The sequence below is a fragment of the Streptomyces sp. SN-593 genome (assembly GCF_016756395.1).
In the GTDB taxonomy this organism is placed as follows: Bacteria; Actinomycetota; Actinomycetes; order Streptomycetales; family Streptomycetaceae; genus Actinacidiphila; species Actinacidiphila reveromycinica.
This window is the reverse complement of sequence record NZ_AP018365.1, coordinates 1,326,596-1,340,835: the sequence shown is the minus strand read 5'-3', so window position 1 is coordinate 1,340,835 and position 14,240 is coordinate 1,326,596. Positions and strand designations below refer to the sequence as shown.

At 73.7% G+C, this 14,240-nt stretch carries 12 protein-coding genes; 7 read left to right on the top strand and 5 right to left on the bottom strand.

What is annotated here, in order from left to right:
* Positions 1 to 14 precede the first annotated feature (14 nt).
* The 5 genes from RVR_RS05665 to RVR_RS05645 all read left to right on the top strand — a co-directional run bounded on the left by RVR_RS05665 (position 15) and on the right by RVR_RS05645 (position 4,807).
* Positions 15 to 1,433: a fumarylacetoacetate hydrolase family protein gene (locus RVR_RS05665; protein WP_202232793.1), complete on the top strand. Its 1,419-nt coding sequence runs from the start codon at positions 15 to 17 to the stop codon at positions 1,431 to 1,433.
* Positions 1,430 to 2,125, top strand: coding sequence for a GntR family transcriptional regulator (locus RVR_RS05660; protein WP_237404588.1), 696 nt, complete (start codon positions 1,430 to 1,432; stop codon positions 2,123 to 2,125). The genes RVR_RS05665 and RVR_RS05660 overlap by 4 nt, the downstream gene beginning before the upstream one ends.
* The gene (locus tag RVR_RS05655; RefSeq protein WP_202232791.1) at positions 2,126 to 2,911 is read left to right on the top strand and encodes a fumarylacetoacetate hydrolase family protein; all 786 of its coding nucleotides are present in this window, start codon (positions 2,126 to 2,128) and stop codon (positions 2,909 to 2,911) included.
* Positions 2,896 to 3,726 carry an aldolase/citrate lyase family protein gene (locus RVR_RS05650; protein WP_202232790.1) on the top strand — a complete coding sequence of 277 codons (831 nt, stop codon included), beginning with the start codon at positions 2,896 to 2,898 and terminating at the stop codon, positions 3,724 to 3,726. Before RVR_RS05655 ends, RVR_RS05650 begins: the two co-directional genes overlap by 16 nt.
* Before the next feature lie 115 nt (positions 3,727 to 3,841).
* The gene (locus RVR_RS05645; protein WP_202232789.1) at positions 3,842 to 4,807 is read left to right on the top strand and encodes a LysR family transcriptional regulator; all 966 of its coding nucleotides are present in this window, start codon (positions 3,842 to 3,844) and stop codon (positions 4,805 to 4,807) included.
* Between the two features lie 57 nt (positions 4,808 to 4,864).
* On the opposite strand, the gene RVR_RS05640 is transcribed toward RVR_RS05645, so the two are convergent.
* The 4 genes from RVR_RS05640 to RVR_RS05625 all read right to left on the bottom strand — a co-directional run bounded on the left by RVR_RS05640 (position 4,865) and on the right by RVR_RS05625 (position 9,144).
* The gene (locus tag RVR_RS05640; protein WP_202232788.1) at positions 4,865 to 5,728 is read right to left on the bottom strand and encodes a bifunctional 5,10-methylenetetrahydrofolate dehydrogenase/5,10-methenyltetrahydrofolate cyclohydrolase; all 864 of its coding nucleotides are present in this window, start codon (positions 5,726 to 5,728) and stop codon (positions 4,865 to 4,867) included.
* 267 nt (positions 5,729 to 5,995) lie between these two features.
* Entirely contained in the window at positions 5,996 to 6,904 is a 909-nt protein-coding gene (gene purU, locus RVR_RS05635) for a formyltetrahydrofolate deformylase (protein WP_202232787.1), read from the bottom strand.
* Positions 6,901 to 7,773, bottom strand: coding sequence for a methylenetetrahydrofolate reductase (locus tag RVR_RS05630; RefSeq protein WP_202232786.1), 873 nt, complete (start codon positions 7,771 to 7,773; stop codon positions 6,901 to 6,903). Before RVR_RS05630 ends, purU begins: the two co-directional genes overlap by 4 nt.
* A gap of 24 nt (positions 7,774 to 7,797) precedes the next feature.
* Positions 7,798 to 9,144: an aminomethyltransferase family protein gene (locus RVR_RS05625; RefSeq protein ID WP_202232785.1), complete on the bottom strand. Its 1,347-nt coding sequence runs from the start codon at positions 9,142 to 9,144 to the stop codon at positions 7,798 to 7,800.
* A 211-nt stretch (positions 9,145 to 9,355) separates the two neighbouring features.
* On the opposite strand from RVR_RS05625, the gene RVR_RS05620 reads away from it, so the two are divergent.
* Entirely contained in the window at positions 9,356 to 10,561 is a 1,206-nt protein-coding gene (locus RVR_RS05620; RefSeq protein ID WP_202231855.1) for an IS110 family RNA-guided transposase, read from the top strand.
* A gap of 352 nt (positions 10,562 to 10,913) precedes the next feature.
* Positions 10,914 to 11,846, top strand: a complete 933-nt coding sequence (locus RVR_RS05615; protein WP_202232784.1) for a LacI family DNA-binding transcriptional regulator — start codon at positions 10,914 to 10,916, stop codon at positions 11,844 to 11,846.
* 287 nt (positions 11,847 to 12,133) lie between these two features.
* Here the strand turns inward: RVR_RS05615 and RVR_RS05610 are convergent, their stop codons facing one another.
* Complete coding sequence (locus RVR_RS05610) at positions 12,134 to 13,693, bottom strand: MFS transporter (protein ID WP_237404587.1); 1,560 nt, start codon at positions 13,691 to 13,693, stop codon at positions 12,134 to 12,136.
* Positions 13,694 to 14,240: the final 547 nt, after the last annotated feature.

The window sequence follows — 14,240 nt, the reverse complement described above, 5'->3', positions numbered from 1 at the left end:
GAGAGGAGCCCACGGTGATCGGACTCGGGAGGGCGGAGGACCCGCAGACGTGGCGCCCGGGCAAGATCATCGCGGTCCACGCCGGCTACGCCTCGCGCGCCGCGGAGCGCGGTGAGCGGCCCGAACACCCGTCGTACTTCCTCAAGCCGGCCAGCTCGGTGGCGCCGTCCGGCGGCGAGGTCGAACGCCCGGCCGGCACCGAGCAGCTCACCTGCGAGGGCGAGATCGCCCTGGTCATCGGCTCGCCGGCCCGGCGCGTCCGCCGCGAGGAGGCATGGCTGCACGTGAGCTGGGTGTCCGCGGCCAACGACCTCGGCGTCGGCGAACTGCGCGACCACGACCACGGCTCCCTGCTGCGCGCGAAGGGCCGGGACGGCTTCACACCGCTGGGCCCGGAGCTGATCGACGCCGGCAGCGTGGACCCGGCCGGGCTGCGGGTGCGCACCTGGGTCAACGGCGAGGTGGTGCAGGACGCCACGACCGCGGACCTGCTCTTCCCGCTGGAGCAGATCGTCGCCGACCTCTCCCAGCACCTCACCCTCGAACCCGGCGACGTCATCCTCACCGGCACCCCGGCCGGCTCGCGGGTGCTCGCCCCCGGCGACGTCGTGGAGGTCGAGGTGGACGCCCCGCAGGCGGCCGCGGCGCCGAGCTCCGGGCGGCTGCGCACCACCGTGGTCCAGGGCGACGTGCCCCTGGACGCGGACCTCGGCGCCGTGCCGGCGCCGCCCGCCGGCCTGACCCCCGAACTGCGCGACAAGCTGATGCGCGCCCCGGTGGCCGGCCTGTCGGCCCAACTGCGCAAGCGCGGACTCGACAACGTCTGCATCCAGGGCCCGCAGCCGCTCGTCGCCGGCGACAAGGCCGTCGGCACCGCCCGCACCCTGCGCTTCCTGCCCAACCGGGAGGACCTCTTCGCCGCGCACGCGGGCGGCTACAACGCCCAGAAGCGCACCTTCGACGCGGTCGCCCCCGGCGAGATCCTGGTGATCGAGGCGCGCGGCGAACAGGGAGCGGCGACCCTCGGCGACGTGCTGGCGCTGCGGGCGCACGTGCGCGGCGCCGCGGGCATCGTCACCGACGGCGCGGTGCGCGACGCCGACGCGGTCGCGGAGGTCGGCCTCCCGGTCTTCGCCGCCGGCCGGCACCCCGCCGTGCTCGGCCGCCGGCACCTGCCCTGGGACCACGACCTGGCCATCGCCTGCGGCGGTGCCACCGTCCGGCCCGGCGACGTGGTCGTCGCCGACTCCGACGGCGCGGTCGTCATCCCGCCCGCGCTGGTCGAGGAGGTCGTCGACGCCGCCCTCGCCCAGGAGGACGAGGACGCCTGGATCGCCGAGCAGGTCAGGGCCGGCCACCCGGTCGGCGGCCTGTTCCCGATGAACGCCGCGTGGCGGGCCCGCTACGAGCGGCGAGAGGAGGGCGGCCGTTGAGCACGCCCGCGGGGGAGAGCAAGTCGCAGGCGGCCTACCGGTGGATCCGCGAACGCATCGCCGCCGGGGTCTACGGCCCCGGCTACCGCCTGGTGCTCAGCTCGCTGGCGAGCGACCTGTCGATGAGCGTCGTCCCGGTCCGCGAGGCGGTGCGCGCCCTGACCGCCGAAGGGCTGGTGACCTTCGAGCGGAACGTCGGCGCGCGGGTGGCCCACGTGGACGGCAGCCAGTACCGCTTCACCATGCAGGCGATCTGCATGCTGGAGAGCGCCGCGACCGCGCTGGCCGCGCCCTTCCTGACCGCGGACGACATCGCCCGGGCGCGCCGGCTCAACGACGTGGTGCGCCGCGGCCTGCCCGACCTGGACCCCCGGGTCTTCCGGGAGGTCAACCAGGCCCTGCACGGCACCCTGTACGCGAAGTGCCCCAACCCGCGGCTGCTCGACATCATCCGCGGCGAGTGGGTCCGGCTCGGCCACCTGCGCGGCTCGGCCTCCGGCATCGCGCCCGGCCGCGCCGCCGAGGCGGTGGAGGAGCACGAGGCGCTGATCGACCTCATCGCGGGCGGCGCCGCCCCCGACGAGGTCGAACGGGCCGCCCGCCGCCACCGGTCGGCCTCGCTCACCGCCGACCTGGCCGTGCGGCACCCCGAGTTGAACCCCTGCGACCTGTCCCTCCCCGAAGGAGCGTGAATGCTGCCGCCCCAGACCATCAGCGCGCTGGCCGCCGAGCTGTCCGAGGCGCACCGGCTGCGCTCGGTGGTGCCCCGCATCACCGCCCGCCACCCCGAGGCGACCGTGGAGGACTCCTACGCCGTCCAGAGCGCCTGGCGCGACGCCCGGATCGCCGCGGGACACCGCCTGGTCGGCCGCAAGATCGGACTGACCTCGAAGGCCATGCAGGCGGCCACCGGGATCACCGAGCCCGACTACGGCGTCATCTTCGACGACACCGTGTGGGACACCGGCGCCGTCATCGACTTCGACGCCTACTCCAACGTGCGGATCGAGGTCGAGCTGGCGTTCCTGCTCGACCGGCCGCTGGCCGGCCCGCACTGCACGCTCTTCCACGTGCTCGACGCGACCCGGTACGTCGTGCCGGCGCTGGAGATCCTCAACTCGCACTACGAACTCGACGGCCGCACCATCGTGGACACCATCGCCGACAACGCGGCCTACGGCGGCATCGTGGTCGGCGGCAACCCGGTCCGGCCCGACGCGGTGGACCTGCGCTGGGTCTGCGCTCTCCTCCAGCGCAACGAGACGGTCGAGGAGAGCGGCGTCGCGGCCGCGGTGCTCGGCCATCCGGCGCGCGGCATCGCGTGGCTGGCGAACAAGCTGCACCAGCACGGCGGGCGGCTCGAAGCCGGCGAACTGGTGCTCGCCGGCTCCTTCACCCGACCGATGTGGGTGTCGCAGGGCGACACCGTCCTGTGCGACTACGGACCGATGGGAACGATCTCATGCCGATTCCGGTGACGCCGACCCCGGCGCCCTCCACGCTCCGCGACCGCCTGGCCGCCGCCTCCGGACCGCTCGCCGGCATGTGGGTGTGCAGCGGCAGCCCGCTGGTCGCCGAGATCTGCGCGGGCGGCGGCCTCGACTGGCTGCTCATCGACATGGAACACGCCCCCAACGGACTGGAGTCGGTGCTGAGCCAGCTCCAGGCGGTCGCCGGCCACCCGGTCGAGGCCGTGGTGCGCGTGCCCAGTGACGACCCGGTGGTCATCAAGCAGGTCCTGGACCTCGGCGCGCGCACCGTCCTGGTGCCGATGGTGTCGTCGGCGGCCCAGGCGCGGGAGGTCGCCGCCGCCGCGCACTACCCGCCCCGGGGCCGGCGCGGCGTGGGCTCCGCGCTGTCGCGGTCCGGCCGCTGGAACCGGGTCGAGGACTACCTGGCCCGGGCGGCCGAGCACGTCTGCGTCCTGGTGCAGGTCGAGACGGTCGAGGCGGTGGCGGCGGCCGCCGAGATCGCCGCGGTCGACGGCATCGACGGGGTGTTCGTCGGGCCCTCCGACCTGGCCGCCTCGATGGGCCTGCTCGGGCAGCAGACCCATCCGGACGTGACGGCCGCGGCACGGCGCGCGATCGCCGACGTGGTCGCCGCGGGCGTCCCGGCCGGCGTGAACGCCTTCGACCCGGCGGTCGCCGACGCCTACGTCGCGGCGGGCGCGTCGTTCGTCCTGGTCGGTGCCGACGTCACGGTGCTCGCCCGCGCGTCCGAGTCCTTCGGCCGGCGCTTCACCGGCCCCGACGGCGCCCCGGCCGGGGCCGCGCCCGCCGCCGGGACGTGACCCGCACGCATCGCAGGACCCGCACGCATGCCGGAGCCCGCAGGACCCGTACAAACCGCAGGACCCGCACAAGCCGCAGCCGAGCCGCCGTTGCAGGACGGGAGGAGGAGGACCGTTGGACCGCATGTCGCTCATGCACAGCTTCGTCACCGTCGCGAGGATCGGGAGCTTCAGCGGCGCCGCGAAGACGCTCAACTTCTCCGGCTCCCTCGTCTCGCGCCACGTCGCGGAACTGGAGCGCCAACTCGGCGTGCGGCTGGTCAACCGCACCGCGCGCTCGATCAGCCTGACCGAACACGGCGTGCGCTACGCCGAGTTCGCCGCCCGCATCCTCAAGGAGATCGAGACCGAGGACGCCAGCATCTCGCACATCCACGACCGGGCCGAGGGGCACCTGAGCGTCATCGCCCCGCAGTGGATCGGCAGCCTGGACCTCGGCGACGCGATGGCCGCCTTCTCCACCGCCTACCCCAGGATCTCGGTGCGGTTCGAACTCGGCGGGCTGTCCGACCGGATGTACGACTTCCTCGACAGCGGCTTCGACGTCGCCCTGCACGCGCGGGACCTGCGCGACTCCAGCGTCCGGCTGCGGAAGGTCGCCGCCCTGCCCTTCGTGCTGTGCGCCTCGCCGGAGTACCTCGCCCGGCACGGGGCGCCGGCCCGCCCGGACGACCTCGCCGACCACGACTGCGTCGTCCACACCGAGGAACCCACCTGGCGGCTCGGCCAGGGCCGCGCCGCCGTCCAGCTCCGGGTCCGCAACGTGGTGTACTCCTCCAACTCCCACCTCGCGCTGCGCAAGGCCGCCGTGCACGGCCGCGGCGTCGCGCTGCTGCCGCAGACGGTCGCCGACGACGACCTGCGGTCGGGCGGGCTGCGCGAGGTGCTCCCGCAGATCGGCGTGCCCGAGCGGCCGCTGTACGCGATCTACGGACCGGGCGAGGCGGTGCCCCGCAAGGTCAGCGTCTTCCTGGAGTTCCTGGCCGCCTGGTTCAAGGACCACCGGCCCACCACGCTGCACCTGCTCGCCGCCCCCGCCGACCCGCGGCCGGACGGCGTACGGGAGCGCGACGCGAGCTGACCCGCGCCGCCGCCCGTCGCGCCCGGCCGGAACGGGGCGCGGCGGGCGGGCGCGCGCCTACGCGGGGACCGCCTCGTGCTCGGCGTCCCACTCGGCGGCCTGGAGGGTGTTGGCCAGCAGCATGGCGATGGTCATCGGGCCGACTCCGCCGGGCACGGGGGTGATCCGGCCCGCGATGCCGTCGAGTTCGTCGGTGCGGGCGTCGCCCCGCAGGCCCTCGGGGGTGCGGTGGATGCCGACGTCGATGACGGTGGCGCCGGGCTTGATGTGCTCGGGGCCGATGAGGCCGCGTACCCCGGTGGCGACCACGACGACGTCGGCGGGCCGGGTGACGGCCGCGAGGTCGGCGGTGTACTGGTGGGCGACGGTGACGGTGGCGCCGCGGTGCAGCAGAAGCTGGGCCAGCGGGCGGCCGACCAGTTCGCTCCAGCCGACGACCGCCACGCAGGCGCCCCTCAGCTCGATGCCCTCGGCGTCCAGCAGTTCGACCACGCCGCTGGGGGTGCAGGGCCGCAGGCCGCGCTCGCCCCGGGCCAGCCGGCCGGCGCTGGCGGTGGTCAGGCCGTCCACGTCCTTCGTGACGGGGATGCGGTCGATCAGCGGCGCGGGGTGCAGCCCGGCCGGCAGGGGGAGCTGGAGCAGGATGCCGTGCACGTCCTCGTCGGCGGCCAGGGCGTCGATGACGGCGGCGACCTGGTCCTGGGTGGCGGTCGCCGGCAGGTGGTGGTGGACGTCGCGCATGCCGGCCTCGCGGATGGCGCGGCGCTTGGCGGCGACGTAGACGTCGCTGGCCGGGTCGTCGCCCACCAGGATGGTCGCGAGACCGGGCACCCGGCCGCCGGGCGCGGTCTCGGCCACGCGCGCGGCGACCCGGGTGGTGATGGCGCGGGCGATCTCGGCGCCCTTGATTCTGCGTGTCATGGTGGCGAACCGCTTTCTGTCGGCGGACGATTCACCCGGTGGCAAGGACTGCGTGCGGGGGTACCGGGCCCAAGAATACGTGCTTCGTGCACGGCACCGCGGACCGGGGCGGCGGTGGGCACCGGGGCGCACCGGGTGCCCGCCGCCCGCGCCGCCCCGGGGCTCGCGCGGCACGCGTGCGACGGCGCCCCGCGCCCGTTCCGGGCGGGTGTGGTGGCCGGGGGTAGGGGTGGTCGGGGGTAGGGGTGGTGGTTGGTGGTGGGGGTGTCAGGTGAAGACGATGGTGTGGTTGCCGTTGCGGATGACGCGGTCCTCGGCGTGCCAGAGGACGGCGCGGGAGAGGACGGCGCGTTCGACGTCGGCGCCGCGGCGGGCGAGGTCGGCGGTGGTGTCGGCGTGGGTGACGCGGACGACGTCCTGTTCGATGATGGGGCCTTCGTCGAGGTCTTCGGTGACGTAGTGGGCGGTGGCGCCGATGAGTTTGACGCCGCGTTCCTTGGCTTTGGCGTAGGGGCCGGCGCCGATGAAGGCGGGGAGGAAGGAGTGGTGGATGTTGATGATGGGGACGTCGAGGCGGGTGATGAGGTCGGCGGAGAGGATCTGCATGTAGCGGGCGAGGACGACGAAGTCGACGTTGTCCTTGAGGAGGCGGAGGTGTTCGGTTTCGGCGGCGGTCTTGTCGGGTCCGGCGGAGGGGACGTGGAAGAAGGGGATGCCGAAGGAGCGGACCTCGTCGGCGACGTCGGGGTGGTTGGAGACGACCATGGCGAGGGTGACGGGGAGTTGTCCCTGGCGGTGGCGCCAGAGCAGGTCGAGCAGGCAGTGGTCGGACTTGGAGGCGAAGACCGCGACCCGTTTGGGCACCGACATGTCCCGCAGCGTGTAGGCCAGGCCGTGCTTCCCGACCAGTTCCGCGTCGAGGTCGGCGCGCAGCGCGGGCAGGGCCGCCCGCAGCCCCTCCAGGGAGAAGACGGTGCGCTGGAAGAAGGCGCCGCCCTCCGGATCGTCGGAGTACTGCTCCAGCGCGACGATGTTGGCGCCGCGCCGACTGAGCACGGAGGCGACGGCGGCCACGATGCCGGTGGCGTCGGCGCCCTGGACGATCAGCGACGCCTGGTGCCCGGTCGTCCCGCTCCCGCGGGTGGCGCGTGCCGGCGCGGTCTGGGTGGCGGTCATGCGAGGGCTTCCTTCCTGAATCGGGCGACCCACTCCGACGTGGCCCGCAGGCCGCCGAACGTGTAGAAGTGGATCTTCACGTCGCCGTGCCGGGCCGGGTCGTACCCGTCGGCGAGGGCGTGCAGGAACCTGTCCGGGCCGGCGGTGCCCATCAGGTTGGTGAGGGACAGGCCGTACTTCTTCGCGATGGAGGCGCTGGTGCCCACGCCGAACCGGGCCGCGTAGCCCATCAGCCGGCGCACGCCCGCCGGGCCGGGGACGCCGATGCGCACCGGCAGCGTGATCCCCTCGTCCCGCACCCGCTCGACCCAGGCCAGCACCGGGTCGACGTCGAAGCCGAACTGGGTGATGACGCCGCCGTCGAGCCCCTGGGCGGCCAGCGCCGCGCTCTTGTCCCGCAGCGCCGCCCGCAGGACGTCGTCGGGGATGGCCGGATGGCCTTCCGGGTAGCCGCTGATGCCGACGTGCCGGACGCCGTGGCCGGGCAGCAGCCCGGACTCGATCAGCGCCAGCGAGTCGGCGTAGGGGCCCTCGGGACGGGCGGGGTCGCCGCCGACGGCGAAGACCTCGGCGCCGGTGGCGTCGTCCCGCAGGCCGGTGAGGAACCGCTCGAAGTCGGCCCGCGAGCCCAGCCGCCGCGCGGAGATGTGCGGCACGGGCCGGAAACCGAGGCGCTTGACGGCCCGGGCCGCCTCCAGCCGCATCCGCAGGTCTTCGTTCCCGAGGAAGGTGACGTTGATCCGGGTGCCGGGCGGGATCAGCTCGGCGGCGTCCTCCAGCTTGGACACGTCCTTGCCGGTCATCTCCAGGGAGAAGTCCTCCAGCAGCGAGGTGCCGGCCGCCGTGGGGGCTGTGCTGAGGGGGTTCATCGTGCTCCTGTCGGGCCGTGCGGATCAGGCGTCGTGCCGGTACGCGGTGCGCGCGTGCCGGTCGTACGGGCTGGGCTGGACGGTGGCGCGGATGCGCGGGAACCCCAGGTCGGCCCCGGGGTCGGTGCCCGGGCCCGGGTGCTCGCCCCACACCACGGCGACCTCGGTGCCGGGCGCGGCGTGGGCGGGGTCGACCAGCGTCTGGGCGAGCACGGTGCCGACCGGGTCGATCGAGGCGGTCTGCATGGTGACGCCGACCAGGCCGTCCGCGCCCTCCACCCGGTTGCGGGCGTAGCTGAGCACGAACCCGGGGTCGTCCCCGGCGCCCAGGACGCGGCGCACGTCCTCGGGGTCGAGGACCAGCGTCACCTTGGTACGGAGGCTCTCGTCCTGCTTGGCCGCCAGCAGCGCGTCCCGGCCGTGGAAGTCGTGGCCGAAGTGGATCATCTTCCCGTAGCCGAGTTCGTACGGCGAGACGTAGTAGTCCTCGATGTCCGGCGAGAAGTAGCTGCCGTTCAGCGGCCGCTTGCCCTCGATCCCGAACAGCGGGAGCCACGCCCGGTACTCCGCCAGCTCCGGGTCGGAGTAGACGCCCGGGACCGGCGAGGGGATCCAGCCGCTCTCCACGCTCGGGGTGGTGTAGGCCAGGGCGCCGACCTGGACCAGGCCGAGCGGTTCGCCGGCCCGCAGGAACGCCTCGTGCACGTACGCGGCGTGCTCCCAGGGGCCGATGAACTCGTACCCGGCCTGCCCGGCCATGCCGTGCCGGAGCGCCTTGAAGGACCGGCCGTCCAGCGTGACCGGGGTGGAGTGGAAGAACTTCGTCTCCGGGATCGGGCCGCCGAAGACCTTCCCGATCAGGTCGAGGGCCAGCGGTCCCTGGATCTGGTAGCGGAAGAGCTTCGGGTCCCCGCCGCCGGGGCGGAAGGCCGAGGAGGGGTCGGTGGTGAAGGAGACGTCGTAGCCGCCCTTCTCCGCGTGGTACTGCACCCAGTGCTGGGCGGCGGGGACGCCGCTGAGGAGGTAGGCGTTCTCGGCCTCCCGGGCGAGGATGCCGTCGGTGACGATGTGGCCGTGCCGGGTGACCGGGACGTACTGCTTCGCCTGGCCGACCGCGAACTTCTCGAAGTTGTTGGCGCCGTACTCGGCCAGGACCCGGGTGGCGTCAGGGCCCTCGATCCACATGTCGTACATGTGGTGCGACAGGTTCAGCAGCGCCACGCCCTCGTGCCAGGCGCGCTGCTCCACGCGCCAGCCGGCGTACTCGCGGGCGACCACCTCGGGGGTCCACGGGTCCGCGCCGGGCTGCCACAGCAGACCGACGGGCGAGCCGGCCTTGTCGATGCCGTCCTGGAGGCTGGGAGTGGTCATGGGGTCTTCCCTAAGAATGGTTGGCGGTCCGGGAGGACCGGGTATGGCTGATGGGGTTCTGCCGTTGATGGCTCCGAAGGAATGGCCGCCCGGTCCTCCGGGACGCTCCGACCACTGATTGAGAACTGCGGCCATCGCTGGTTAGGGACCTGTCGGCGGAGTGTTCTTCGGGCCACGGAAGTGCTGGTCACGGTGGAATGGAAGCGACGGGTTGAGCACTCGACAGGGCCGGATATGGGTCGGCATCGACGCGGGCAAGGGGCACCACTGGGCGGTGGCCCTGGACGCAGACGGCGAGACGCTGTTCTCGACGAAGGTGATCAACGACGAGGCCCAGATCCTCGCTCTCATCGAGACCGCCCGAGAGCGGGCCGACGAGATCCGCTGGGCGGTGGACATCTCCGGCCGAGCTTCCACGCTCCTGCTGGCCTTGCTGGTCGCCCACGGACAGAGCGTGGTCTACGTGCCGGGCCGCACGGTCAACCGGATGACCGGCGCGTACAAGGGCGAGGGGAAGACCGACGCCAAGGACGCGCGGGTCATCGCCGATCAGGCACGCATGCGCCCGAAGGGCTTCGCCGTTTTGGACACGCCTCCTGAGCTGGTCACCAGCCTGAGGGTGCTGACGAACTACCGGACCGACCTGATCGCCGACCGCGTTCGGCTGATCAACCGGCTTCGCGATCTGCTGGTGGGCATCTGCCCGGCCCTGGAGCGGGCCTTCGACTACTCCGCGGCCAAAGGCCCGGTCGTCATGCTGACCGAGTACCAGACCCCGGCTGCCCTGCGCCGCATCGGCGTCAAGCGTCTGACGACCTGGCTCGAACGCCGCAAGATCCGCAGCGCCGCCGACGTCGCCGCCAAGGCGGTCGAGGCCGCCCAGTCCCAGCAGATCGCACTGCCCGGCGAGAAACGGTCGGCGAAGCTGGTCTGCGACCTCGCCCACCAGCTCCTGGCCCTGGACGAGCGGATCAAGGACAACGACCGGGAGATCCGTGAGACCTTCCACACCGACGACCGCGCCGAGATCATAGAGTCCATGCCCGGCATGGGGCCCATCCTGGGCGCCGAGTTCATCGCCATCGTCGGCGACCTGTCCGGCTACCGCGACGCCGGCAGCCTCGCCTCGCACGCCGGCCTCGCCCCGGTCGCACGGGACTCCGGCCGCCGCACCGGCAACTACCACCGGCCCAAACGCTACAGCCGGCGCCTGCGCCGGGTGTTCTACATGGCTGCCCAGTCCGCGATGATGCGGCCGGGCCCGTCCCGGGACTACTACCTCAGGAAGCGAGGCGAGGGGCTGCTGCACACTCAGGCCCTGCTCTCGCTCGCCCGCCGCCGAGTCGACGTGCTGTGGGCGATGCTGCGTGACGGAAAGCCGTTCACCTCCGCCCCACCGGTCACACAAGCGGCTTGACTTCGTCATTGAGATTCCTTCCTGGGGGCGGGGCGCCTCGGCGGCGCCGGGCCCGGAGTGCTAGATCGATCTAGCGGAGACGGAGAACCTGGTCGCGGACGTGGGGGAGCCCGCGCCGAGGACGGGCCGCCGGTCCCGACGGCGGCGTGCTAAATCGATATGCCAGGCAGGTTACCGCCGCTTGCTAAATCGTTCTAGCCCTTCGGCTCCACTTTCTGTCCGACCCCCGCGGGGCAGGTGCGGTACCCCCGCCGGGGGCGCCGCTTCCCGGCGGGCGTTCCCGGTCGCCGCACTAGAATGGGCGGGCGCCGTCCCGCCGGGAGCGGACGCCGGCCGCGGCAGAGCAGGGGCGATGGGCACTTCCCGAAGAGTGACGCTGAACGACGTGGCGGCGGCCACCGGGGTGTCCCGCGCCACCGTCAGCTTCGTCCTCAACGACGACCACGAGCAGCGGATCTCGGCGGCCACCCGCGAGCGGGTCAAGCAGGCCGCCCGCGAGCTGGGCTACGTGCCGCACGGCGTCGCCCGGGCGCTGCGCGAGGGCACCTCGCGCACGGTCGTCCTCACCATCGACGAGGGGCTGGAGGGCCACTACTCGCACAGCTACGTCCACGGCCTCGACGCGGAACTGCGCGCCCACGCCTACGTCCTGCTCGTCCGCTACGGGCACCACACCCCGCAGACCACCCAGCAGCTACTGGACGTCATCGCGCCCCGGGCGGTCATCGCGTTCGGCGAGACCTACCTGACCGGCCACGAGCTGGAGGACGCCGGCGGCGGCTGGCGGGACGGCCTCGCCGCCCACTCCGCGCTCCAGGTGCGGCACCTGGTGGAGCACGGCCACACCCGGATCGCCCTCGCCGTCCCGGAGGGCGGCTCGCCGCTCGCCGCGACCCGCCTGAAGTTCACCGGGCAGGCCGCCCGGGACCTGGGCATCCCGGTCCCCGACTCCTTCGCCGCCCCGCAGGAGCCGGCCGCCTGCGCCGAGGCGGTCGCGGCCCACCTCGACCGCCGGCCGGAGGTCACCGCGATCGCCGCGTTCAACGACGACGTGGCGCTGCGCGTGCTGGCGGCCCTGCGCGACCTCGGCCGACGGGTCCCCGAGGACGTCGCGGTCATCGGCTTCGACGACAACGGCTACGGCGCGTTCACCACTCCCGGGCTGACCACCATCGCGATCGACGCCGAGGCGCACGGCCGGCTCAGCGCCCGCCTCGCCCTGCGGCTCGACACGAGCGGGCTGCTCCCGCCGCCCGCGCGGGTCGTGGTCCGCGCCTCGGTCTGAGCGGCTGCCGTCCTCCGTCGCGCGGGCGGCGCGCACGGCCCCGCGCGGCCGCGTGACGGGTCCGGGACCGGCGCGGCGGCCATGGGCGGGGCGTACGCCGGTCCTGCCGACCGTACGGCCGCTCCCGCCGATCCACGCCGAGGCAGCTCGGGCGGGTGGTGCCGGGGCCGTCGGTCGAGCGGACCGTGGCCGGGGCGTCCGGCCACATCCGCCGGCCCGCGCCGAGGCCGCCCCACGTCCGGTGGGACGTGGGGCGGCCTGGAGGGGGCGTGGCCGTCGGGGGAAGGTCAGCCGTGGTCGGCCGCGGCGACCGGCACCGTCGGCTGCGCCGGGGCGGGGCGCGCCGCGTCCTGCGGCGCGTGGTTGCGGAAGCCGATCACCACGGCGGCGACGCCCGCGGCGACCAGCATCCCGATCCCGCTGACCAGCGCGCACACGTGCAGCGCGTCGGTGAAGCTCGCGCCGTAGGCAGACATCGCCCGCCCGGTCGCCGCCGGGGTGTCCAGCCGCAGGAACGCTCCCGCCTGGATGCCGACGTTCGAGACCAGCCCGCCGACCTTGCCCTGGTCGGCCGGGCCGAGCCCGGAGGAGGCGAGGTGCCCCGGCAGTGCCGCGACGGTGCGGTCGGTGAGGATCGCGCCGAAGACCGCCGGGCCGAGCGCGCTGCCGATCTGCCGTAGCGCGCTGTTCGCGGCGCCCGCGGTGCCGGCGAGGTCGCGGGGGACGCTGTTCATGGCGATCGTGGTGATCGGCGCCAGCGCCAGGGCGATGCCGATGCCCAGGACCGCGATCAGCAGGGCGGCGTTCGCGGTGCCGGTCGAGGCGTGGAAGGAGCACACGCACAGCGCGCCGACGCCGCCGAAGACGAGCCCGGCGACCAGGACCGGCCCGGGACCGGTCCGGTTCATCAGGCGTCCGACGAACGGGCCGAGGACCACGGTGATGCCGTTGAGGGCCAGCAGCCGTATCCCGATGTCGAGGGTCGAGGCGTGGTGGACCAGCCCGAAGTACTCGCTCAGCGCGAAGACCAGGCCGACCTGCGCGAAGAGGGTGATCCCCATGACGAACGCGGCGCCGGAGAAGACGCGGGAGCCGAACAGGCGCATGTCCAGCATCGGGCCGGACGAGTGCAGCTCCATCGTGACGAACGCGACGAGCGCGGCGGCGGCCACGGCGAAGGCGGCGACGACCTTGGCGGCCGACCAGTCGCCGCTGCCGCCCTCGATCACGGCGTACACCAGCGCGGTGATGGTGACGACGGCCAGGACCTGCCCCGGCACGTCCAGGTGCGGCGCCCGCTTGGCCTTCGTCTCGTCGAGGAGGAAGGCGCCCACGACCACGACGACGGCGCCGATGACCAGGGCGGGCAGGAAGATCCAGCGCCAGCTCAGGTGCTCCACGATCACGCCGTTGATGATCGGCCCGAGGGTCAGCCCCAGGCCCAGGGAGGCGGTCCACAGCGCGATGGCCCGGGCCCGCACGCGGTGGTCGGGGCAGACGTGGCCGATCAGCGCCAGTGTGGACGGCAGCAGGGCCGCGGTGCCCACCCCGGCGAGCGCCTGCCCGGCGCAGACCAGGACGACGTCCTGCGCGCTCAGACACAGCAGGGAGCCGGCGCAGAAGACGGCCAGGCCGGCCAGGTAGACCTTCTTGCGCCCGTACCGCTCGCCGAGGACGCCGCAGGTCAGCAGGAGCGCCGCGGTCGGCAGGATGAACGCGTCGGTGACCCACTGGAGTTCGGCGGTGGAGGCGTCGAGCGCCTGCTGGATCACCGGCAGCGCCACCGAGACGCCGACGACGGGCAGGTAGGAGGCGAACACGCCGATACAGGCCAGCAGGATCGTCACCCTGGTGTTCCGAGCACTGCTCAGCGCTGCAGAAGGCTGCGACGAGGCAGGAGAAGCCGTTGCCGACATGGGCACCTCTAACGATGGTTGCGGGATGTGACGAGCGGAGGGCGGACGGCGAGGGCCGGCCCGGGGGTGCTGCGCGGTGTGTGAGCCATATGTGAAGAGGAGGTTTCGGGGGACCGTATACCGAGGTCGCGCGCCTGAGATGACCCCAGGCGCGCAACATAAGCTGAACGGTTCTGGGGGCAGTGCTCCCGCCGGAGCCGCCGGTTCCGCTGCCGGGCGGTCGGCGGGCGGGCGGTGGGCTTCCGCGGGGGTGGCGGCCGGTGCCGGGCGGCGCGGCGCCGAGTACGGGAATGTGGCGTTCGTCACGCTGTAGGGCGGCCGGATCGGCGGGGTGCGGTACCGGAGGACGGGCGTCCGCGCCGGGGGTGCGGCGTTCGCCCTGGTAGCCGACACGGTGTCGGCGCGGCGCCCGGTCGGCGAGGGGGCCCGCCGTTGCGCAACCGACCGGTCGGTACCTGTTAGTGCGTTTATCGGCCGT